The organism is Vibrio qinghaiensis (assembly GCF_002257545.1).
Classification (GTDB): Bacteria; Pseudomonadota; Gammaproteobacteria; order Enterobacterales; family Vibrionaceae; genus Vibrio; species Vibrio ordalii.
In genome coordinates this window covers 154053-177250 of the sequence record NZ_CP022742.1, presented here as the reverse complement: position 1 = coordinate 177250, position 23198 = coordinate 154053, and the positions used below count along the sequence as shown (strand labels likewise).

Here is a 23198-nt window from a genome sequence, read left to right as displayed (position 1 = left end):
TCAGCGTCAGTTGCGCAACCAATCAAAGAGAAGCAACACGTGATGAGAAACAGAATAAGAACGATGTTTAGCGATTGCGCCCCCATTATTGAGAATGAATATCAGTTAGAATCAATTCAACATGAATGTAAGAAGGTGAAACCATGATGCAACACGTTTCCGAATGGTTAGAAAAAGATCCCGATCCTAAAACTCGCCAAGAACTACAAGCACTAGTCGATCAGCATCAGTTAGATGAGATAAAAGCTCGCTTTCAATCACGTCTTGAGTTTGGCACCGCTGGTTTACGCGGCATGGTGGGATGCGGCCCTAATCGTATGAACCGTCTGGTAATTCAAGAAACGGCGACGGGTTTAGGACACTATCTCATTCAGCAAGTCAGCAATGCCAAAATACGTGGTGTAGTGATTGGCTATGATGGCCGACCAGATTCTCAGCAATTTGCACACGATACCGCCTCAGTACTCGCCGCGCTGGGGATCAAAGTGTATCTCACGCATAAAGTGGCACCGACCCCTGTAGTCGCTTTTGGGGTAAAACACTTTAATGCCGCCGCCGCCGTCGTAGTCACCGCCAGTCACAACCCACCCGAATACAATGGCTTTAAGGTGTACTGGGAAAATGGTGCACAGATTATCCCACCTCACGATTCAGGTATTGCAGCAGAAATCGACTTAGCGGCAACGCGAGCTATTTCTCTGATGCCGTTAGACAACGCGCACCAACAAGGCCTTTTGCAATGGCTAACAGAAGAGTATTACCAAACTTACCGCCGTACCCTCAATCAAAGCCCAGTGTTGAACCACCACACTGATCCGCAATGCCTTACCATTGCGTATACCGCGATGCATGGTGTCGGCGCTGAGATGGCTGAAACTTTGCTGCATGACGCTGGGTTTACCCATGTCATCAGTGTGAAAGAACAGCGCGAACCAGATGGCCGTTTCCCGACCGTCAACTTCCCGAACCCTGAAGAGCCGGGGGCGATGGATATGGTTATCGCGTTAGCTCATGCCCAAAATGCACAACTGGCCTGCGCCAACGACCCAGATGCCGACCGATTTGCCGTTGCCGTACAACGAGCGGATGGTCAGTACCAAATGCTGACTGGCGATCAAGTTGGTACACTATTTGGGGACTATTTGCTCTCCAAAACCGATGCCTCAAAGCAGTTGGTTGGCAACACCATCGTCTCATCCAGTTTACTCGGTAATATTGCGCAGGCGAAAGGTGCAAAATACTACCAAACCTTGACTGGCTTTAAATGGTTAACCAACGTGGCGATGCAACAACAAAGCGATGAACAGCAGTTCTTATTCGCCTATGAAGAAGCATTGGGTTACACCATAGGGCAAACCGTTTGGGATAAAGATGGCCTTTCGGCCATGGTGGCATTTGCACAACTAGCGGCCGAATTATACAGCCAAGGTAAGACTATTTGGGATCAACTCGAAACTATTTACCGCCAGCACGGTTTTTACATTAATGCACAACGTAGCATTAAGTTAGACCCTAACTCACCGCCGATCGGTGATAAGCTTCGCGCCACACCGCCAACGGAAATCGCCGGTCGAAAAGTGCTCATGACCGACGATCTCAAATCACTAACACGTTATATTGCCGATGGAACAACGCAAGCGATTCAACTTCCTGCTAGCGATGTATTGACCTATCACTTGGAAGGCGGAGCGAGAGTGATTGTGCGCCCGTCGGGCACTGAGCCTAAATTGAAATGCTATTACGAGGTCGTCGGAGCCTTCGAAGCAGAAGAAGATTTCGCCAGCGCCGAGAAAAAAGCTGACGAGCAAATGGCGATGCTCATCGCAGAACACCAACACAGCTTGTAGCACTCATTGCTGGATAAGCACAACGAAATAACAGGCCGTCTTCAGTTCATTGTTGGCGGCATTTTTATTTCATCTGTTTAGGTGAACAATGCCTGCGACTACGACACTCTTTTCCCTCCAGTGGATAACAGTTATATGCGCAATTTTGTACAATCGCTTGACCCAACCTTGTGGCTTGATAAATTCATCACTTCCAGTAAAGGAATTACTATGGATAGCACACTATTGAAGCACATACATTTAGAACCTCGACGTCGTCTCTTTGGCAAATCAATTTATTGTGCTAGCCATTCAATCTCGATTAAGGTCTGCTCTCCACATTTAAGACGCCCTAAAAAGAGATCGCCACAATGTACTTCTCCAACGCCTTGTGGCGTTCCGGTCATCACAACATCACCATCACGCAGCGATGTGTAAGATTTCAGCTCTTCTAAAATGGTGGCGGGTGAATAGATCATTTGGTTGACACCGCCGCACTGAACCCGAACACAGTTGATGAATAGCTCTAACTGCAACTTATTGATGTCGAGACCATGCAGTGGCACAAATCGGCTAAGTACTGCTGAACCATCAAATGCTTTCGCCCGCTCCCAAGGTAAACCTTTTGCTTTAAGCTGAGATTGCAGTACCCGCTTAGTCAGATCTAACCCCAAACCAACCGCGCTGTATTGACCTTTTTTGATCAAAAAACAAATTTCAGCTTCATAGTGAAGCGTCTCTTGGTGAAACGAGGATAGAGTGGTTGTAATGCTCGTATTGGGTTTATTAAACACCACCATTTGTTCTGGCATTGTGTTATTAAGCTCTTGAATATGTTCAATATAGTTCCGACCAACACACAACACTTTAGACGGGGTTATCTTCTGTTTATCCAAACGAACCGAATACATATACTCTTCCTTGAGACGACTAAGGTCGTCGAGTTTACCTCATCTACAGCGCGAGTGAATGGATTTGCACCGTCATTAGATAAAAGTAAGATCTTCGACTCAAAATTCATGGCACCTTGATGACTTTGAGCATCGACACACAACATTCTCTTTAATAAATCGTCAATAAAAACAACATGCAAACATCATAAATCAGTAATTAAACATTCATTTAAAACATCTACTTTACTCACATCAAAACCGTTCGAGCACTGAAGCTCATTGATCATGGATAAGGTAAATAAAATGAAAAAAGCAACAATCGCAACCGCAATTCTTACAGCATTGGTATCAGGTTCTTCTTTTGCTGCGACCGTTTACAAAGCGGATGGAAATGAGCTTAAAGTTGGTGGACGTGCAGAATTTCGTGGCGATTTCGGTGGTGATGACAAAGGCAAAGAAATTGAAGGCACGATGAAAAACAAAAGCCGTGCGCGTTTGAACATTACAGGTTCAACAGAAATCTCTGACTCTTTGAAAGGTTTTGCAACCTATGAAGCAGAGCAAACGGTTAATTCCTCCGCCAGCAACGATAAGAACTCTGATTTCAACCAACGTTACCTATTTGCAGGTTTACAAGCTGATTTTGGTGCTATCTCTGTAGGCCGCCAAGATACCGCTGGCGTGCAAATCTCTCAAATGTCAGACATCGGTACTTATACTGGTGCTCAAAAAGAGTTCATTAACGCGGGTAACGAGCAAATCAACAACACCTTCCTCTACGCAGGTACATTTGATGCCCTTAATGTGAAAGCAAGCTTTATTGCAGGCGAAGAAAAAGACACCGATGGCTTTGGTCTTTCTGCAATTTATAACTTACCTATCGGGCTTGGTTTAGGCTTGGGCTACGCAAGCAACGATAATGGCACAGGCCAAGGTGCGGCGAATCAAATTATTACTGGGGTGAATTACACGTTGGACGATTTGTACTTAGGCCTGACCTATACACAAGGGGATTTGGACGATAAAGCGAAGAGCGAATTCAACGGGATTGAATTTGCTGCGCAATACAAAATCACAAGTAACTTCCGCTTGATTGGTGTGTATCAAAAAACGGAAAATGAAACTGCAAACGTCACAACGACGAAAAGTGATTTTGCTGAGTTGACGGGGCGTTATGATTTCAATAAATCAATCTACACTTACGTTGCCTACAAAATGAACAACCTAGATAAAACAGACCTCGGCACTGCGTATGATGCAAAAGACTCTATTCGCCTAGGCCTACGTTACAACTTCTAATTTTAATTATACAAACACATATACTCCCTAAGGATTTTGTCCTTTTGGCCAGGCACTCGCTTGGCCTTTTTTATTTGCCGGCATTGCACCACAATAAAACACATTGCACTAGGCTAGACCATGTTTAACAGAGCCAACAATATAAGTTCACTATTTTTCAATAAGTTAAAGGTGGCACATAACCTGCTATGTAATAAGTACAAATGCATGGCAGCGTTTGTGCTTCTTTTCAGTGCTAAGGCAGAGCACTGACCGTTCATGTTCTTTCGCCCCCTTTTTAGGGGGCTTTTTTTATCCCATCACCACAGTCCATACGCAAAATGTTTGGCGTTTCAGACAAGCGGAAATCAGCAGGGATAACACTTGCTCAAATTTATTGAACCACTCTATTCATTTCAGAGATTGGTTTAACGCTGATAAGTCAGTATGATTCAACGACTTTTTCTATAACCCTCTTCTCTATGACCAAAATACTTCACCACCCGATCCAAGGGGCAAGTTGGATGCTGATCGCAGGCCTCGCTTTTGCGATAGTCAATAGCCTTGCTCAAATCGCCAGTATCAATTATGGCCTGCCATCTACCACGGTGGCGCTGGTTCAATATGCCATCGCGTTAGTCGTTATTTTGCCGTATTTATCAAGGTTAGGGATCCGCTACTCGCTACGCACCGAGCATTTAAGCATGCATATTTTCCGTGTGTTTTTATCTGTGATTGGCATACAGCTCTGGTTATGGGCACTCGCCTATCCCGTACCCATTTGGCAAGGTATTGCACTGCTGATGACCTCTCCTCTTTTTGCCACGATTGGCTCAGGTCTTTTTTTAAAAGAGAAAGTGGCTACAGCGCGCTGGGGAGCAACATTAACTGGCTTTGTCGGGGCGATGATCATCCTTGAACCTTGGGCTGACGATTTCAACTGGGCATCGTTGCTGCCTGTTGGCGCGGCATTTTTTTGGGCTTGTTACTCTTTGATGGTGAAAAAACTGTCTGCCCATGACTCACCGTCTACTATGGTGGTCTACCTTTTGGTACTGATCACACCGTTCAATCTACTGCTCGCTTTACCAGATTGGCAAACACCTCAAGGAAGCACTCTATGGCTCATATTGCTTTTTGCGGGTGCGATGACAGCACTGGCTCAATGGGCGATAGTTAAAGCCTATGCGGTGGCAGATGCGTCTTTTGTGCAACCTTTTGATCACGCGAAGCTGCCACTGAATGTTTTGGCGGGTTGGTTAGTGTTTGGCTGGGCACCACCCGGGCGATTATGGCTTGGCGCTGCCATCATTATCGCTTCAGTGGCCTTTATTACTCACTGGGAAACAAAAAAATCTTCGCGTTGAAATAAAAAGTCACTCCACTCTTTCCTATTCTCTAAGCAATGCTTCTTGAGGAAAACACGATGGCAAAACCGATAAAAATCACACTATACCGATGGGCTGGAAGTTGGGGTCCATTTAAAGTCACCATCCCTTGCGGCGAGTGTACTCTCACCAAAGACATTTTGACTGACACCTTCAATAATGAACTGGAGGGCATTCCCATCGAGTTAGAAGTCAAAGACTGGCTATCGTACTGGTGGGAACCCTTGAAACTTGGCGCATGGCACGCCCCAATATTGGTCGTTGAAGGTAAAGTGATCAGCCAAGGAGAAGCGTTAAATCGAGGTGTTTTGGTTCAATCGGTGATCAAAGAGTGGGCACAACGTGACGAGTTAACTGGCAATATTGTGTATGGAAAAGCCACTTGCCCATACTGCGTCAAAGCAAAAAAATTGCTGGATGAAGCGGGAATTCAATACACCTATCATGATGTCGTCAAAGAAAGTGCGGCGCTGTACCGGATGATCCCAGAAGTTAAAGCCATCATCGGTCAAAAAACGCCCGTCACCGTGCCACAAATTTGGCTAGAAAGCCGCTATATCGGCGGGTGTGATAAATTGGAAGATTGGCTAACCAAAAAAAGTCAGTAGTGCCCCCCCCCTGAGTATCTGGTTACTTTAGAAGAAAAAGTACTGACGCCTCAGAAACCGCCGACTCTTTAGTCAGTAATGGTATACGGGCTCTTTGTGGACGAATGGTGGACGAATGGTGGACGAATTTGCACAGCCATTTTTACCCGAGTAAATAAAGCAAAGCCCCAGCTTGTTACCAAGCTAGGGCTTTTTAATTCTTAGGCATTCACTATTTGCTGAATTTCTTCACTAGCGTTTTAATGAAAGACTTTTTCTTTGCTTGTGGTTTGCCATGCATTGCATCATACATCGCTTTTTTTGCGATCAGTTGACCAACGTAAGCACCACCTAATTCATAACCCATGAATCACCTCAACATGTAATTTATTTACCTGACAAGGTGTATATTAGTCCAAAAAAGAACAAAAACAAGATTTGAGTCACAAAATTAAGTAATTAATTTTCAGTTAACCGCGTTTAGGCTGCTTATAGGTTTTACCGGCAGCCAAGTAAGTCTCTTTCTGCTTAACTTCAAACATGGTTTCAAAAAACCAAGCAACAAACTTAATAACGTCATCGCCTTCATTCATAATGTGTTCGACAAACTCTTCTTCTTCACCTTGCTCATTTTCTTGCAACACGACGTGGTAAATGCGTTGCTCTCCATCCACTTCGGCTAAAGCGAACTGGCCCACTAACGATAAGGCTGCTTCAGCAATATCTTGATCTTCAAATACTTTCAGCATGTCTAACGCTTGAGGAAGTGTTTTTTGCTCGCACAAGCTTTTGACTAATGCTTGAAATTCATCTTGTTGCATTGATTTTTCCGTCGAATTAATGTCACCGAGATTATACCTCAAATTATTTCTCTTGTGCCGACATGTACGATGCAAATGCACAACTAGACTTAAACCGCTTCAAACCGGAAGGGCATAAGCAGCATCAAGCGAATTTGCTTTGATGTAAACGATAGGAAGAACACAACACCAGAAACATAGCGCAACTGGTGGCTAAATAGAACCAGCCTAGCGACATCTGACTCGTGATCCATCTTTCCACCAAGTATCCCCCTAAGAATCCAGCTAAACACATTTGAATAGAGCCGGATAAAGCCGCCACGGAGCCCGCTTGAGTTTTGTGTGGCCCGAGCAGCATGCTGGTGGATAATGGAAATGAGATACCTTGCGCAACCGTTAACCAAGTAAATCCCCACACTAAATTGAACACGCTCATCGGTGTTATCAGTAACCAAACACCAGCAAAAGCCATAATGACAATCGCCAAAGCAAGTAAACGTTGGGATGAAAAACGATCATTGAGTAAGTTAACGGCAACACTGCCTATCATCAAACCCGCGGAAGGGACGATCATTACGGTTCCATAATCGGCGGCCGTTAACCCCAACTTGTTTTGCAAGAGAAAAGGCAGCACCGACAGAGTTACTAAGCTAGATAAATAGCTGATCCAGTTGTAACTGGCACTGGTCAGCACTTGGGAATTTGTCAAGAGTAGCAAGTAGTTATGCAATACGGCCTTCGGTTGAAACCGATGTTTCGCGTATGGCAACGTTTCTGGCAATATCCACCAACCTAAAATAAAAATGGTACAGATATACACTAATACGAACACAAACACGGACTGCCAACTGAAATGAAAGGCAAGCCACCCACCGAGTACGGGGGCAATAATGGGCATAATTGAGGCAGTGATGGCGATGTAAGAAAGCGCCTTTGTTAATTGCAGACCATCATAACTGTCACGCAGCACACTGCGGCCAAGAACAGAAGCACTTCCCGCGCCAAGACCTTGCAGTAGGCGACCAGCAGCCAACGCATGAAAATTATCCGAAAAACAGACACACAATACTGTACCGGCCAAATAGATCCCCTGCCCGAGTAAAAATGTCGGGCGTCTACCAACCGCATCAGACAATGGCCCGTAAAAAAGCTGTGACATTCCAAACGCCACTAAAAAGAGCGTGACGAGCCATTGAATACTGGCTTGGTCAACCATTAAGTCTCGGCTGATCAGCGGCAGTGCAGGTAAATAGATGCTCACCCCAACTTGGCCCGTGGCAATGATCATCATCGCCAATAACATCGGCGTCTTTTTAAATGGTGTGCTAGCGAGAGTTTTCATGGATTGCTAAGTGAGCTCTTATCGTCGGTAGATGTGGTGTCAAAATACGTTTTCAGTATATATTGGCAACTCAGATTTGATAATAAAGCACTCAGGAAATGAATTAGTTCCAATGAGGAATGAGTAGGGTAACGATGGATTGGATACAAAATGTTAAAACATACATGCGAGTGGTTGAAGAAGGCAGCTTTAACGGCGCGGCACGTAAGCTCAATACCACCAGCTCAGCCATCAGTAAACGAGTACATTGGCTGGAAGAGAAAATTGGCGTGCAGTTACTTAAGCGCACCACACGAACGGTGACACAAACCGAAGCGGGTGCTCTCTTTTATGAGCGAGCAAAAGCACAACTTGAAAGTTGGCAATCGGTGGTTGATGAAACACGATCTGTCAGCCAAACTCCCGCTGGCCTGCTAAAAATTGGGGCGACACTCTCTGTGGGCTCAAAATTTTTGGTGCAGTATTTAGATGAATTTCTACAGCGCTACCCTGACATTCGAATCCAACTGACCACAACAACTCCGGGGCAATTGCCCGAACTTCACCTTGATTTATTCATCAGCCGAGAAATTGACCAACTCAACTCCCTCAGTTTTAAAGCCTCACCCCTATTTGAACATAGGGCCGGCTTTTATGCTTCTCCTAACTATATTGAAAAATATGGTATGCCCAAATCCGCCGAACAGCTTCAACAGCACAATGTCTTGATTTGGGGAGAACACACAACGCGCGAATTAAAAACCTCCACGGGCAAACGCCTATCCGTATCGGGTAATTTCGCGACAACCAATCCAGAAGCACTTTTCTATGCAGGCAAAAATGGCATGGGAGTGATTGTCACCAACGATGTGATGGTCAAAGAAGAGCTACGTTTGGGCAATTTGGTACGTTTGCTACCCGATATCACCGTTGATCAAGCAACGGTTTACGCTTATTACCCTAAACTTGATTATCAACACACTCGAACTCATTTATTTCTCAAATACTTAAAAGAAAAATTAACGAATGAAGCTAAGTAATCAAATTAGTATTACGGATATTTTGATCACAAAATGGGGCACAAGAAACAATCTATCCTAGAAAAAAGTCTCCATAAAACTCTGTAACCAAGCCACTGAATAAACAATATTTTATTTTTTACGTCTCAAGTCCCCATCATTGCGAGTGGCAAAAATGCGCAATATCGACCATAGTCACTAAGTGCATATTCTAAAAAAACAGAGTACGACATATGACTATAACATCATTGGCTAGGGATGCAGTTAGTCTAAACACCATAAACAAGCTCATGCAACTCGATGGTCCTGAGTTACACGACAGAGCTACTTTGGTGCTGCATACACATTTTCAAACCTGCTGTACATGCATTGTCGAGGTCGACAATTTACATTACAGGGCTCATGCCTTATCCCATGCTGGCAAATCGCCAGACGACAGCGATACAGGTTATCCGCTTAGGGGAACACCATATGAACAAGTATGGAAATCAAAACAGGAATACTGTCTCTTCGCGTCACACGTGATGAGCCTATTTCCCAATGACAAGTTTCTGATTGAAAATAAGATTGACGCTTATATCGGTATTCCCTTACGCGCCCAAAATGGCGAGGTGATAGGAATTCTCGTGTCTACTTTCTATTCGTCCATCGAGGATGAGGAATCCGTGATTGGCTATCACCAGCTCATTGCTAACATAGTCGTACACAGTTTGCGCAATAAATGGCTAACTGAACGCTCTGATAAATTGGTGAATCAACTTAACTATGAAGTTTCTCACGACAATCTAACCGATTTAATGAATCGCAGTTATCTAGCTGACAAATTAGAACGTTTGGTTGAAACGACAGATAAGCCTTTTACTCTTGCTTATTTAGATATTGATAATTTCAAAGCGCTCAATGATTCACATGGTCACTACATTGGCGATCAAATCATTAAATTTGTAGCTAATACTATCATTCAAAACGTTTCGGAAGAGCATTTAGCATTTAGAATTGCAGGGGATGAATTCGCGTTTATAACTTTTTCTAACGATCCACTGCAAATCTGTCGCAACATATTGGATAAACTGGATGTGGGTTATATCGACGCATCACATCATATTAAAATTAGCTTAAGTATCGGCATCTCTAAAAAAAATCAAGAAGCCATTACGACCGATCAACTGATTCTCAACGCCTGTTTAGCGCTCAAAGAGTGCAAGCAAACTCGCAACAGTAATATCCGTTGTTATGATACCCATTTGAGTAACCAGTACCATCGCCAAACTCGAATAACTGAAGCACTACGCAGTGAACTCAGTAAACCAACCAGTAGAAATAGTGAAATATTCGTAGTGGCGCAGCCAATCGTCAGTCGTGATCAGAATGAGTGGAATTATTTTGAGATCCTCACTCGCTGGAATAGCGAAACTCTAGGTAGCATTTCACCAATTGAGTTTATCAATACCGCAGAACAATCAGGTTTAATTGTGGAGTTGGGAGAACGTATTGTTGAACTAGCCTGTCTAGCAAAAGTTGAATTAGAGGAGGGCTTAGGATACAAGGTAAGATTAGGACTTAACTGCTCGGCGCATGAACTTACCAACTCCAATCGTTATCTTGAACACTTAATGCAAACCCTTGATCGATACAACTTTAAACCAAATGAGTTTACGATTGAACTCACTGAAACCGTGCTGCTTTCACAAACCAGTGAAGTAAGATACATCTTAGATAAGCTCAGACTGCTTGGTTTTATGATTGCGCTTGATGACTTTGGTACTGGCTATTCAAGCTTAAATTACATCCACAGCTATCCCATCGATTGTATTAAAATTGATGCCACTTTTATCAAAAACATGCTGTGTAGTGAAACTGCGGAGAGCGTAGTTTGGCTCATTATCCAACTTGCAAATCAACTTAAAGTCGATCTTGTTGCTGAAGGGGTAGAGAGCCAAGAGGCACTTGAAAAACTCTATGCTATGGGATGTGGGCAGATCCAAGGCTACTACTTTTCAAAACCCGAAACACCGCTCTCTATCGTGACTCATTGGAACAATATCAATCATGTACGGCGTGCATAAAAAGCCCCCTCAATTTAAAAATCAGGGGGCTATCGGGCTTATTATGCTAACTCATTAAGAATCTTGGTCAGCCAAAGCTCCACTAGTGGCATAACGCAACTCTTGTTGTTTAAGCATAGAATCGAGTTCATTGCGCCTTGCAACAAAGCCCGCCATCTCTTTTTTAGGCACTGAATTTGCCATTGGAATATTAGCCGTCATGGCATTCACCGCGCGATCTCGAATCATCAGCTCATAATGCAGATGAGGCCCTGACACACGACCTGATTGTCCTGATAAACCGATCCGATCACCCCGTGATACTTTCTGACCTTTACGCACTAAAATTTTACTCAAATGCAAATAGCGTGTTTTGTAAGTACTGCCATGCTGGATCACTACATAATTACCCGCATAAGGGTGGTTGCGCGTCATGATCACCGTGCCATCGCCAGTAGAAAATACAGGTGTACCAACTGGCACACCAAAGTCAGTACCATTATGCGGTGCAACTCTTTTTGTCACTGGATGCAAGCGATGCGCATCAAAATTAGAGGTAATACGTTTGTTTGTCGTAGGATAACGCTGAAATGCACGCTGCAGGCTATCGCCATTCTTGTCATAGTACTGCCCATCACGGTGTAAATAAGCAGAAACGTCTTTACCTCGACTATAGATTTTAATCGCTTGGATTTCACGGTTACCCGTCAACTTTTCACCGACAAATTGACGAGATTGAACCACTTCAAATCGGTCACCAACCCTAAGATCACGGGAGAAGTTGAGCTTATCTTTAAGTAAAGAGACGATCTGCTCTATCTCGGCGCTGCCTAATCCTATCGAATTGACCGACTGAGAAAAGCTGCCTTGGATCTCACCAACCATAGCAAACTCTTTCCATATACCCGGTATTTTAACATCTTGAAACTCATAGGTACCATCTTCTAGGCGTGAATACACCGCACGCTCGACTAGGCTAAATTCCAACTCCATTTTGGAAAGCGCATTTCCGTCTTGCGCTTTCCAAAACCTAAGGATGTTGCCAGGCTTCAACGTATCTAATGCGAGATAGTTTAAATCGGTTTCCATAATCTTCATCAAATCTTGATAACCGAAACCAAGTTGATTAAAGATGGTGCTTAAATTGTCACCAGGTTTTATCTCATATTCAAAATCTGGAAGGTTTTTCACATCAACAGTGTCAGACAAAATCGACTGAACAATTTGAGTGTCAGTAATAGAGAGCTCAATTTGGCGCTGTAAGGAGCTATCCTGAATAGATGAGGAAAACGCGATGGCCGCGACAATCGGCAGGCCAATAACCGACGCTTTCTTTGGAAGTGAAAGCTCAGAAAAGCGCAGAATGAGAGAACGAGAAAGCACTATCTACCCTGTTGATTAAGTCAAAAGAGCCTCAAGATTAAGACTTTCTGTTTCAAAAGTCACCTATCTCGTGTAATTCTAGGGTCAAAAAGGCACCGAAGTGCCTTACAATAAATCAACGATTACCAGTAAAAATGAGTGCTGCCCTAGTCATGCTGCACACTTTAGCAAGGCTTATCAATAACCTATTGATAAGTCGTCACTAGGCTATTTTCCTCTCCAAAACCATTGGCAATGTACTGGTCAGCACTAGGGTCATTAACCCATTGTTGGTCATCCAACAAGTAACGAAATTGAAATTCAGCATCTTTAGGTAAACGGGTTTTAAATTTAAAACTATTACTTTTCGCTACCTTTTTCATTGGTTCTGGTTGCCAGTCAAGAAAATCCGCCACTATCGCAACATGGCCAGCAGTCTCTGGAGCATCCAGTTCAAAGGTCACTTCGACTTCTTCTTTTGTTTTAAAAAAACGTTTATTGATCATCACAAACTCCATCTCTGTATAAAAACATCCTACCTAGTGAATCATAAGAAAATAGACTCACATCCACAACTCTAAATAGTAAAAATTCCGCCGCCGAACCATTATATTTATAGCCTCTGTGGAATATTCCCCCTCTTTACAGCATTTTAAATGAGCGTAGAATTCACCGCGCTTTCTACGAACCCCCTATTTTCAATAAGGTTATCAATTATGTTTGCCATATATGAATCCTATAAAGCCGGTCTGTTACGACCAAAACAGTGGTTAAATAATATCAGTGCAGGTTTGATTGTAGGGGTCGTTGCTCTGCCACTGGCGATGGCATTTGCTATTGCTTCTGGCGTAAAACCGGAGCAAGGGATATACACCGCCATTATTGCAGGCATTATCGTTTCACTGTTTGGCGGTTCGCGAGTACAGATAGCCGGTCCAACGGGCGCTTTCATCGTGATACTCGCTGGAATTGTTAGCCAGTACGGGGTCAGCGGGTTGCAGATAGCCACTATGATGGCGGGTGTGATTCTATTGGTTCTGGGGGCAGCAAAACTCGGTAGCATTATCCACTATATTCCTGACCCCGTAATCGTCGGCTTTACCAGTGGTATTGGTGTCATCATCTGGGTTGGGCAATGGCAAGAGTTCTTCGGTCTTCCCAAGATCGAAGGTGAGCATTTTCATCAAAAATTAGTGTCTATTTTCCATGCCTTTCCGCAGATGGATTGCGCTACAACAAGCCTTGCGTTGTTTTCGCTCACGCTGGTTATCTTCGGTCCTAAGATCCCGAAGCTCTCGAAAGTACCAGGGCCGCTGCTTGCTCTCGTCACCGTTACCGTGTTGCAATATTTTGTTGGCTTTGAAGGGATCCGCACGATTGGATCGGCTTTTGGAGGCATACCTCAAGGCCTGCCAGAGTTTTCGCTTCCAGAAGTTAGCTTCTCTCAAATTATTCTATTGATTGGTCCTGCTTTTGCGATTGCCATGCTGGGCGCGATTGAATCATTGCTTTCGGCGGTGGTCGCCGATGGTATGGCGGGCACCAAACATAACTCAAACCAAGAATTAGTCGGCCAAGGTATCGCTAATATCGTGGCTCCACTGTTCGGTGGCATTGCAGCGACAGGCGCCATTGCACGTACTGCAACCAATATACGCAACGGGGGGACAAGCCCACTTTCGGGCGTGGTGCACTCGCTCACTCTGGTCATTATCCTTATTGCACTTGCACCATTAGCCGTCAATATTCCACTGGCAGTACTCAGTGCGATTTTGTTCGTCGTAGCATGGAACATGAGTGAAGTTCCCCACTTTATTAAATTGGTTAAACGCGCACCTAAAGCCGATGTGGTTATTTTGTTGCTAACCTTTGGATTAACCGTGTTTGCTGACTTAGTTGTCGCCGTCAATATCGGGGTGATCATCGCTACCCTTCACTTTGTAAAACGTATGGCATCTAGCGTTGAAGTGAAAGCCAGTACACATCATGAACTCAGTGCTGAGCTGCTTCGTCATGGGCAAACTCAGTTACCAAGAGAGCTCGCCGTTTACGCCTTAGAAGGCCCATTTTTCTTTGCTGCGGCTGAAACCTTTGAGCGTGTGATGAGCAGCATTCAAGAGCAGCCAGAAATTTTAATTATTCGCCTTAAATGGGTTCCATTTATGGACATTACTGGCCTGCAATCCATTGAGGAAATGATCGAAAACTTCCATAAAAAGAATGTGCAAGTGTTGATCTCTGGTGCAAATACCCGTGTGGCAATGAAACTGAAAAAAGCGGGGATTGTTGATTTGGTCGGTGAAGATAATTTCTTTAGTCAATTCGATGATGCGCTTAGTGTTAGCTTACAACGTTTGAGTATCAGTTCAGCTCAATAAAGCTCATTGGACCTATACATTTTTGGCCTTTAGCCTGCGGTTAAAGGCCTTTGACTGACCCGTCCCTCTTACCTTAACCACCCAATTTTCCGCAGCCCTCCTTAAGTCTTTGTAAAACGGACGCCTCAATCAATAACAGAGTATTAACCAATGCAACAACAACAAAACAAATGACCGTGTTATCTGAGAATGACAGCTCTTTTATTTGAATACTTAACCTTTGTTAATGAATAGTATTGCAAGCCATTTTAAAAATAGATATTCTTGCCTGCAATGACTAAATAGAGCTATTTAGTGCATTTTTATGCCACCAGTTGGTGGCTATTGACCCGCAGTAATACGAGACACAACATGCAAGATAACGCTCAAACTATTGAAGCTCCTGTAGCACCAACACAAAGTAGCTTTTGGATGTTTTTCATCCCTTCGTTAATTGGTCTATTTTTGTTTATGGCGCCAATTAGCTACCAAGGTGACTTAACCATTCCAGTTGCCGTCCTTGCTAAATCTATTCAAGCTATTTTGGGCGATTACCTTGTTGCAATAGTGACAGTGATCATCGCCTTTATGTCTGCAGCTTCCATTTTATGTAAAATTTTTCAACCTGCATTCATTACAAAGAGTCCTTTCTTAAATGGGCTTTTTAATCCATCCGTGCTTTGGTTAGCCGTCCGTGTATTTGGTGGTATCGCCGTCATCATGACGTTTTTCCAAATCGGCCCTAAGGCTATCTGGGAAGAAAATACTGGCGGTATGGTTCTTGAGGGTTTATTACCCACTTTATTTTCTGTATTTATTTTTGCCGGGCTTTTGCTGCCTTTACTGCTTAACTTCGGGCTGCTAGAGCTATTTGGTAGCTTATTAAGCAGAATCATGCGTCCAGTTTTTAACCTTCCAGGCCGTAGTGCAATTGACTGTATGGCTTCTTGGTTAGGTGATGGCACTGTTGGTATCTTACTAACCAGTAAACAGTACGAAAACAAATTTTATACTCAACGTGAAGCTGCTATTGTTGGTACAACATTTTCTGCCGTATCAATTACCTTCAGCTTAGTCGTTATTGCACAAGTGAAACTAGAACATCTGTTCTTGCCTTTTTATGGCACCATTTGCCTTGCAGGCTTTGTAGCGGCGATCATCATTCCTCGCCTGCCACCATTAAGTTTCAAAAAGAATACTTACATTGATGGGACATCTCCTGCTAAAGATGCAGATGCAGTTCCAAATGGTCACACGTCTTTCTCATGGGGTATGGAATTAGCGCTAGCAAAGGCAAGCCAAGTCAAATCTGCAAAAGCTATTTTCGCTGAAGGTATCCGTAACGCTGTTGATATGGTGTTTGGCGTATTACCTATCGTGATGGGTTTGGGTACTATGGCTTTGATTATTGCAGAATACACCTCTGTATTTTCTGTATTGGGCCAACCATTTATTCCTTTTTTAGAATTACTTGGCGTACCTGAGGCTGTTCAAGCATCTCAAACCATTGTGGTCGGTTTTGCAGATATGTTTATTCCCGCGATTCTTGCGGCTTCGATTGATAATGAAATGACACGTTTCGTGATTGCGGCCATGTCCGTGACTCAGTTGATCTATATGTCTGAAGTAGGTGCATTAATGTTAGGCAGCAAAATTCCTGTCAACATACTTGAGCTGTTTGTCATATTTATTCTGCGTACACTCATTACACTGCCAGTGATAGCGGGTGTAGCACATCTCATTTTTTAGTAAACAATGTGGCAGTAACCGCACTAATAACACATCAATATGCAAGTCCCCACTTATGTGGGGATTTTTCGCTCTAAACTAAAGATTGATTCGACCAAATTAATAGGAATATAAATAGAAAATAATTTCATTGATTAAATTATCACCTTATACTTTTGGCCTATGCTTAATGAAAGATGTCGAAAGTAAATAAGGTTTTTTATGATGAAATGGCTCACCGCTTTACCCCTTATTTTTTTCAGTTTATTTGCTCATACGGCGAGCTTGACCATTACCCTACCAAACCAAGAAAGGGTCACTTATTCTCTTGCGCAATTGGCTGAAAATTTGCCTCGTGAAACCTTTACGACCTCACTTCCTTGGCTTCTCCAAGAAAACCGTTTTACTGGGTTTAAAGTTACTGATTTAATTACATATTTGAAGGTAGGACAAGTATCGTCAGTGTCATTTTTGGCTATTGATGACTACGCCGCTAATATTTCGATTGAAGACTTAACTCGCTATGAGCCCATTATTGCTTATCATATGAATGGCAATGAAATGAAGATAAGAAACAAGGGACCATTTTGGCTTATCTATAATTTAGGTAAATATCCAAAGCTACTAAATAATACGATCTATCATAACCAGATGGTTTGGCAATTAAAAAACTTAATAATTCTCGATAAATAATGAAAGTCACAACACACTGCACTTTACACCCATTACTATACCGCGCCAAGAGACTACTGATTGTTCTGTCTGCGTGCCTTATCGTCGCCAATTTATACATAATTTCAACTACGCGCTCCTTAGCTAATTCCTATACAGATCAACAAAACTACGCTACTTGGTACTTATTCCAACTCACTAAAGAGTATTCTGAACTAGTGGCTTCGGCTCCTTATTACTTAGATTCACAGGAGAAGAGATCGCACACTTGGCTGCAGTATGAGCTGATTTGGAGCCGTTTTGATTTAATTCTAACCAGCCATGAATCAGATAATTTTATGAGTCGAGTTGATTCTCAGCACTTTTTTAAGAACAACTTCGATGATTTCAAAATATTAGAAAGCTTATTGCTAGCCGTTAAAGATCAAAAGTCATTGGCTGTATTTGAAAAACATGCTCGCTTGATTTACGACCGGGTTATCGGCTATGTAAACCAAAACTTTCAACTGCAAAGCCCTATCTATCTCGAGCAAAAAGAAAAAGCAAATAGGCTGACACAGGTACAATTTCTGCTGATGTTCTTAATGCTGGGTTGCATTGGCTTAGTCAGCTATATTTTTCATAAAGAAGCGGTTGCTCAACGTACCTTAGCGTTAACTGACCCTTTAACTGGTCTTGCAAACCGCCTTGCTATGTTTGAAAAACTGCATCATATTTCTGTCAATAAACCCTTTTCTCTCTTTCTCCTCGACTTAAACGACTTTAAACCAATCAATGACCAAAATGGCCATAAAGCAGGAGACAGTGTGCTACAGCAAGTAGCCTTTCGCTTAACTCATTCAATTCCAACGTTCGATTATTCAGTATTTCGAATGGGAGGGGATGAGTTTGCTCTGATCATCCATAGTATTGACACGATGGAACTGAGCATCATGCAACGCAATATTAAAGCGTGTTTTAAAGAGAAGTTCTTCGTGGATAATGGAGTGGGAGCAAAGCTCTCAACCAGTATAGGTGTTGCCTCTTTTCCTAAAGATTCGGCCAATATTAATCAATTAATACATATTGCGGATAAGAATATGTATGCCATGAAGTTCCTACAAAAAAGCCCCTCTGTATGAGCAAAGTTACCATCGCTTTATAGTTATAATGAGTTCGTCATTATTTCAGGTTAGTTGCTGCAATAAGTGACTAGCCAAAATCGCCATTGACATATCCCATGGTTCTACCATCTTTAGGATTGTTGAAAATGACTTGTGTATCATTGTGTTCAACCAATTCCCCCATTAAGAAAAACGCCGTGCGGTCAGAAATACGACCCGCTTGCTGCATTGAGTGCGTGACAATAACGAGGGTGTAATTCTTTTTCAGCTCTTCCATTAATTGTTCAATTTTATGCGTTGCAATCGGGTCAAGAGCGGATGATAACCATTTCTCTAGCAAATGGGATCTTAACCATCAGCTTCGCTTACAACACAAAATAAGCACGTACTTTAAAAAATTGCTGACTAACCACTTGTATTGCAACAAAGTCGGCATAAGATGAATGCCTTAGTTCAATGAAGGTTTGCTATGAACAATCAATTATCATTAAGAGCGTTAGAGCGCGGTGACTTACGCTTTATCCATGATCTCAATAACAACCGCAACATTATGTCTTACTGGTTTGAAGAGCCTTATGAGTCTTTTGATGAGTTGGAAGAGCTGTACAACAAGCACATTCACGATAACGCCGAGCGTCGGTTTGTGGTTGAGAATCGAGATAAAGCACTGATCGGGCTCGTTGAATTAATTGAAATTGATTATATTCACCGCAGCGGTGAGTTTCAGATCATCATCACGCCGGAGCACCAAGGAAAAGGGTTTGCACAAACCTTAATCAACAAAGCATTAGACTACTCTTTCACCATTTTGAACCTACACAAAATCTATCTGCATGTGTCGACGGAAAACGACAAAGCCATCCATTTGTATCAAAAAGCTGGCTTTGTTGAGGAAGGACACTTAGTTGAAGAATTCTTCATTAATGGCCAATATCGTGACGTAAAGCGCATGTACATTTTGCAAAACGCGTATCTTAATAAGCCCACCTAATACCATCGAAGCGAGCAAGGGCGTGGTTACACAAAAGCCACGCTGACTTATTAGCTTTGCGTTAACTGGCAATATCGAGCTTGTTGCCTGTCACACCATTCACGCGAAACCACCCAGCGATGCTGAAACGCTCAGCGTTGGTAGGTTGTACTTCATGCGGAAAACGTTCTGATAAAAAGACCAGTAAACGCCCAGCTATCGGCGCAACCGTCGCGAGATACTGATCTTGAATATCATAAATAACCAACTCACCTGCATCAGCGGCACACCATTGATCATTCATATAAAATACCGTTGTCAGCTTTCGACTAGCATTGCCGATAAAGGCATCAAGATGTTTTTGATAAAACGCCCCTATTTCATATTTGGCAAAATGAGCTTCGTATTCAAACAGCCCAAGGAAAAAGTGGCGGTTAACCTCTTGCCGAATTTGCTCCATACGTTGCAAATAGTCTTGCACAGGCAGGCCCATGCTGTCTTCAATCCACTGAATTTTATCGTTGCGTATTTCAACCTCTAATTGCAAGGCATCGTGCCTGCCAATTCGCGCCACTTGTAACTGCGGTGGCGTACAAGCTCGTAGGTTTTGGGTTTGATCTGGTGTTAAAAAGTCATCCCATATGTACCAACCTTGATCGGCAATTGCGTCCATCAATTTATCTAACGACATTTTCACACTACATATAACAAAAGTGCTGTGGTTATATCGATAGCAAGCCATAACAACAAATCGGTGTTTCGATGCTTAAGACAAGGCGAATTTGTGGAGGCGGAGAAGTTGGCAAGAAAAGACTAGAAACAAACACCGTGGTTGTTGGACAAACTCGTGGTTATTAAGCAACCTATTGTTTAATAACCTAGCCCTAGCATAACGAAGGGGCACAGACTCGTACCCCTTTAAATTTAATCAATAAAGTTGGTTAATCCAGTCTTAACGTTACACCACTGTAGTTACTATAGCCTTTGAGCATCACATGGTAGGTGGTTCCTGGTGTTGCAGAAATTGTGCACTGTTCATTGTTACCCGATTCGTAAGGGCGGCAATCCCACGAAGAAGTGGTTGGTTTACTGCCGGCTTTGACATACAAATCAGCATCACCTGAGCCCAAACTGATCGAAACTTTAGCGCTGGTTGAGCTTGTGACCGTAAAGGTATAGAAGGCTGCGGAGCCTCGCGCACCTTGTAACGCAACAATAGGTTTACCTTTTTCAAGTACATTACCTACAGGAGGCACTACGCCACAGCTGGCATTTACGCCCACTTGGTTAAAGGCATCAACCACATCCGCTTTGTTATAACCTAAGTCTTGTGCCGCTTTTGCGACGCCACATCCACCTTGGTCAAAGGTACTGTTTGCTGTCCAATATAACTGGTTAGCTACGGTGAACACTTCAAAACCTTTACGAACCGACCAATTGGCTTTGTTGGCTAGCAAATAATACGCGCGATTAAACACACCACTTGAATAGTGAACATTTAATCCATTGTAGTATTGAGAAGCGTGATCGATAGACCGGCCATCTTTTGATGGTTGGTCAAAGTAGCGTAAACCACCCGAAGACTTAAATATGTCACTGCCAACAATCCAGTCAACGCTGCCTTTCATATAAAATTCAGCCGCTTCCCCAGCAATATCAGAGAACGCTTCATTCATCCCGCCAGACATATTTTTGTAAACAAGCCCTGAGTTCTGCTCGGTAAAACCGTGGCTCACTTCATGCGCGCTGACGTTAATATCCACTAATGGATAAAATGTATTTTGGCCATCACCAAAAGTCATGGACGATCCGTTCCAGAAGGCGTTTTCATAATTGCTGCCGTAATGAACACGCATGGTTAGCTGAAAGGTTAATGGTGTGGTATTCATCCAGTCTTTGTACATATCGAACACCACCTTACCAAAGTAGTGTGCGTCATTAAGCGGAGAGTAAGCACCATTCACCGTTTTGTAATCGTTGTAATTACTCGCATCAGTACATGGATAGCTGAATGTTGAACCGCCGGATGTTGCATGCTTCATATCCACCGTTTTTACGGCGCTGTTCACCATGCTACAAGTGGTGCCGACTTTATTGATCAAGAACGTGGGGAAATCCGTTCCATATTGATAAAAACCGGTCTTTTGATTCCCACCAGGCCCTGTGCCCGTCGCCTCTGCGTGGTTTAACCCTTCCCATGTTTCTAACACCTCACCCGACATTGCATCAATGAAGAAAAACGGTCGTGCAGGTTCATTGGTTGCAACAAAGAAATCGACTAAGTAAACCATCTGAGCTGTTTGGTTTTCATCCAAGCGCACCATCAATTTAGCCTGTTCATTCTCTATGGTGAGGTCGCCCGCAAGCAGTGATGGATTCTGCTGTTGATAATGAGCCAATGCAATATTCATCGCTTTCTTTTGTTCAACTTGCGGTGAAATACTCGTCATATCGGCATCAATTTGCTGCGCCATCATGCCATAAACTAGATCGATACCTTTCTCAGTCTGCGTTGCGACGACTGACGTATTGAAGACCGGTAAACCATGATACATCTGTTGGTAACGGACTTTGACTTTACCATTAGGTAGAGTGATACTTTTTACTGCTTGGAAACCATTTTGTGTTGGCACAATACTGCGAGCCTGCATGGATAAAGCTTGTTCTAATAGAGTTGGGTCATCAACTTGCACCATTTTTGCGGCCGATACAGGCAGTGCTGCTGCGATAGAGGCGGCGAGGAATAGCCACTTTATTTGACGTTGTACTTTTTTCATTTCTCAATCCTAGAGAGTTATTATTAGCATCCGCTGACGACTTACATCCAATCAACCACCAGCGACGTGACTGCGAATGGTTCGCTTATTAAAAGTGATTCAAGAAGGCCAACCTTGCCAGCAGCACGAAAAAATAGTGCAAAACGAGCGTCAAATAAAATGGTCACAAAAAAGACAGTAGCCCAAATTACTTGGATATTTTCGGGAAAATGTTACATAAATGTTAAACATTTAGGCGTAAATGATAGTTATGCGTACATTTAAAAGAACACACAATTATCAATATATTTTTTACTTGAAATTGAAAAAGGCAGCGTTCGCTGCCTTCTAATGATCACATTACTACCACTAAAACTTATAACCAGCGCCTGTCATAAATACCCGAGGGTCTAGGCATAAAAACACACAGTCATGTAATGCGTTTTTTATGTGCATCACACCTAGCCTAACGTTGAAATGGCTTTATTATTTATGGTTAAAAACTGACAATATTGGTAAGAAATAGTAATAGCGTTTTATTGTCAGAAAATATCATCATAATTTATCACGCACCTAACAGAGCTTGACGGACTCCTCACACCACAATTGTTAATATGAACTCCTCAGATCAACCCTTTCTGCTTTTCTAAAAACAAAGGACAACTCAATGAAACGATTTCTTTTACCTCTATTTGGTTTGCTCGCGTTAGCGGGGTGTGATCAACAAACGCAAACAGAAAGTACTAAGGCTCTAGAGCCCACCGCCGTGGTGGCGGAAACAGATGCCGTACCGTCACCCATCTGTGCAAGCGAGTTGATGCCGGGAGGTTGGCAAGCGACAGAAATTACCGACGAAGCTAAAGAAGCGTTGAAGAGCGCTTTAGCACAAATGGAGAGCAATGCACAATTAAAAGACATTATCGATGTCCGTTCACAAGTGGTTAACGGGGTGAATTATGCCATTGAGTTTGAAATGGCGGATGGCAGCATTTGGAATGCGATAATCTATCGCAGTTTAGAAGGTGATTACTCGTTAACCCAACCAGCAAAACAAGGCAAATTGTGTGAATAACCTCATCTCATAAGCCATTAT

The 23198-nt window shown here is 43.0% G+C and carries 20 protein-coding genes and 1 pseudogene; 12 read left to right on the top strand and 9 right to left on the bottom strand.

Annotation, left to right across the window (positions count from 1 at the left end; translation table 11 throughout):
- Positions 1 to 143 precede the first annotated feature (143 nt).
- Positions 144 to 1847 carry a phospho-sugar mutase gene (locus CCZ37_RS14145; RefSeq protein WP_094501054.1) on the top strand — a complete coding sequence of 568 codons (1704 nt, stop codon included), beginning with the start codon at positions 144 to 146 and terminating at the stop codon, positions 1845 to 1847.
- Positions 1848 to 2122: 275 nt separating this feature from the next.
- Here CCZ37_RS14145 and CCZ37_RS14135 read toward each other — a convergent pair whose 3' ends face one another.
- Entirely contained in the window at positions 2123 to 2737 is a 615-nt protein-coding gene (locus CCZ37_RS14135; protein ID WP_010319401.1) for a fumarylacetoacetate hydrolase family protein, read from the bottom strand.
- Between the two features lie 285 nt (positions 2738 to 3022).
- Between CCZ37_RS14135 and CCZ37_RS14130 the strand changes: the two genes are divergently transcribed.
- The 3 genes from CCZ37_RS14130 to CCZ37_RS14120 all read left to right on the top strand — a co-directional run bounded on the left by CCZ37_RS14130 (position 3023) and on the right by CCZ37_RS14120 (position 5993).
- Entirely contained in the window at positions 3023 to 4018 is a 996-nt protein-coding gene (locus tag CCZ37_RS14130; RefSeq protein WP_010319400.1) for a porin, read from the top strand.
- A gap of 461 nt (positions 4019 to 4479) precedes the next feature.
- On the top strand, positions 4480 to 5364 hold the full coding sequence (locus CCZ37_RS14125; protein WP_094501052.1) for a DMT family transporter: 885 nt from the start codon (positions 4480 to 4482) through the stop codon (positions 5362 to 5364).
- Positions 5365 to 5423: 59 nt separating this feature from the next.
- Positions 5424 to 5993, top strand: coding sequence for a glutaredoxin domain-containing protein (locus CCZ37_RS14120; RefSeq protein WP_010320515.1), 570 nt, complete (start codon positions 5424 to 5426; stop codon positions 5991 to 5993).
- Between the two features lie 211 nt (positions 5994 to 6204).
- Here CCZ37_RS14120 and CCZ37_RS19610 read toward each other — a convergent pair whose 3' ends face one another.
- The 3 genes from CCZ37_RS19610 to CCZ37_RS14105 form a co-directional block, all read right to left on the bottom strand.
- Entirely contained in the window at positions 6205 to 6339 is a 135-nt protein-coding gene (locus CCZ37_RS19610) for a hypothetical protein (protein WP_013868100.1), read from the bottom strand.
- A 103-nt stretch (positions 6340 to 6442) separates the two neighbouring features.
- Entirely contained in the window at positions 6443 to 6793 is a 351-nt protein-coding gene (locus CCZ37_RS14110) for a hypothetical protein (protein WP_026027570.1), read from the bottom strand.
- 124 nt (positions 6794 to 6917) lie between these two features.
- Entirely contained in the window at positions 6918 to 8114 is a 1197-nt protein-coding gene (locus tag CCZ37_RS14105; protein WP_094501050.1) for a multidrug effflux MFS transporter, read from the bottom strand.
- 134 nt (positions 8115 to 8248) lie between these two features.
- On the opposite strand from CCZ37_RS14105, the gene CCZ37_RS14100 reads away from it, so the two are divergent.
- Together CCZ37_RS14100 and CCZ37_RS14095 are read left to right on the top strand one after the other, a co-directional pair.
- A complete protein-coding gene (locus CCZ37_RS14100) occupies positions 8249 to 9133 on the top strand; it encodes a LysR family transcriptional regulator (RefSeq protein WP_208613954.1) in 885 nt (294 codons plus the stop codon).
- A gap of 212 nt (positions 9134 to 9345) precedes the next feature.
- Positions 9346 to 11178 carry a putative bifunctional diguanylate cyclase/phosphodiesterase gene (locus tag CCZ37_RS14095; protein WP_094501046.1) on the top strand — a complete coding sequence of 611 codons (1833 nt, stop codon included), beginning with the start codon at positions 9346 to 9348 and terminating at the stop codon, positions 11176 to 11178.
- 54 nt (positions 11179 to 11232) lie between these two features.
- On the opposite strand, the gene shyA is transcribed toward CCZ37_RS14095, so the two are convergent.
- Together shyA and CCZ37_RS14085 are read right to left on the bottom strand one after the other, a co-directional pair.
- Positions 11233 to 12540 carry a peptidoglycan DD-endopeptidase ShyA gene (gene shyA / locus CCZ37_RS14090; RefSeq protein ID WP_010320523.1) on the bottom strand — a complete coding sequence of 436 codons (1308 nt, stop codon included), beginning with the start codon at positions 12538 to 12540 and terminating at the stop codon, positions 11233 to 11235.
- Positions 12541 to 12725: 185 nt separating this feature from the next.
- Entirely contained in the window at positions 12726 to 13025 is a 300-nt protein-coding gene (locus tag CCZ37_RS14085; protein ID WP_029627262.1) for an isoamylase early set domain-containing protein, read from the bottom strand.
- A 210-nt stretch (positions 13026 to 13235) separates the two neighbouring features.
- Here CCZ37_RS14085 and CCZ37_RS14080 point away from each other — a divergent pair, with 210 nt between their 5' ends.
- The 4 genes from CCZ37_RS14080 (at position 13236) to CCZ37_RS14065 (ending at position 18397) form a co-directional block, all read left to right on the top strand.
- Positions 13236 to 14897, top strand: coding sequence for a SulP family inorganic anion transporter (locus CCZ37_RS14080; protein ID WP_094501044.1), 1662 nt, complete (start codon positions 13236 to 13238; stop codon positions 14895 to 14897).
- A gap of 351 nt (positions 14898 to 15248) precedes the next feature.
- Positions 15249 to 16625 (top strand): YjiH family protein, encoded by a 1377-nt coding sequence (locus tag CCZ37_RS14075; RefSeq protein WP_094501042.1) that lies wholly within the window; start codon positions 15249 to 15251, stop codon positions 16623 to 16625.
- Between the two features lie 201 nt (positions 16626 to 16826).
- The gene (locus CCZ37_RS14070; RefSeq protein ID WP_094501040.1) at positions 16827 to 17297 is read left to right on the top strand and encodes a putative pterin-binding protein; all 471 of its coding nucleotides are present in this window, start codon (positions 16827 to 16829) and stop codon (positions 17295 to 17297) included.
- Positions 17297 to 18397 carry a GGDEF domain-containing protein gene (locus tag CCZ37_RS14065; protein WP_094501038.1) on the top strand — a complete coding sequence of 367 codons (1101 nt, stop codon included), beginning with the start codon at positions 17297 to 17299 and terminating at the stop codon, positions 18395 to 18397. The genes CCZ37_RS14070 and CCZ37_RS14065 overlap by 1 nt, the downstream gene beginning before the upstream one ends.
- A 70-nt stretch (positions 18398 to 18467) precedes the next feature.
- Here CCZ37_RS14065 and CCZ37_RS14060 read toward each other — a convergent pair.
- Positions 18468 to 18701, bottom strand: a pseudogene (locus CCZ37_RS14060) (ATP-binding cassette domain-containing protein); the annotation flags it as partial.
- 147 nt (positions 18702 to 18848) lie between these two features.
- On the opposite strand from CCZ37_RS14060, the gene speG reads away from it, so the two are divergent.
- Positions 18849 to 19370 carry a spermidine N1-acetyltransferase gene (gene speG, locus CCZ37_RS14055; RefSeq protein WP_010319981.1) on the top strand — a complete coding sequence of 174 codons (522 nt, stop codon included), beginning with the start codon at positions 18849 to 18851 and terminating at the stop codon, positions 19368 to 19370.
- A 61-nt stretch (positions 19371 to 19431) separates the two neighbouring features.
- On the opposite strand, the gene CCZ37_RS14050 is transcribed toward speG, so the two are convergent.
- Both CCZ37_RS14050 and CCZ37_RS14045 read right to left on the bottom strand, forming a co-directional pair.
- Entirely contained in the window at positions 19432 to 20040 is a 609-nt protein-coding gene (locus CCZ37_RS14050) for a 2OG-Fe(II) oxygenase (protein ID WP_208613953.1), read from the bottom strand.
- Between the two features lie 250 nt (positions 20041 to 20290).
- Positions 20291 to 22126, bottom strand: a complete 1836-nt coding sequence (locus CCZ37_RS14045; protein WP_094501034.1) for a M4 family metallopeptidase — start codon at positions 22124 to 22126, stop codon at positions 20291 to 20293.
- Positions 22127 to 22772: 646 nt separating this feature from the next.
- On the opposite strand from CCZ37_RS14045, the gene CCZ37_RS14040 reads away from it, so the two are divergent.
- A complete protein-coding gene (locus tag CCZ37_RS14040) occupies positions 22773 to 23177 on the top strand; it encodes a cystatin domain-containing protein (protein WP_094501032.1) in 405 nt (134 codons plus the stop codon).
- Positions 23178 to 23198 lie beyond the last annotated feature (21 nt).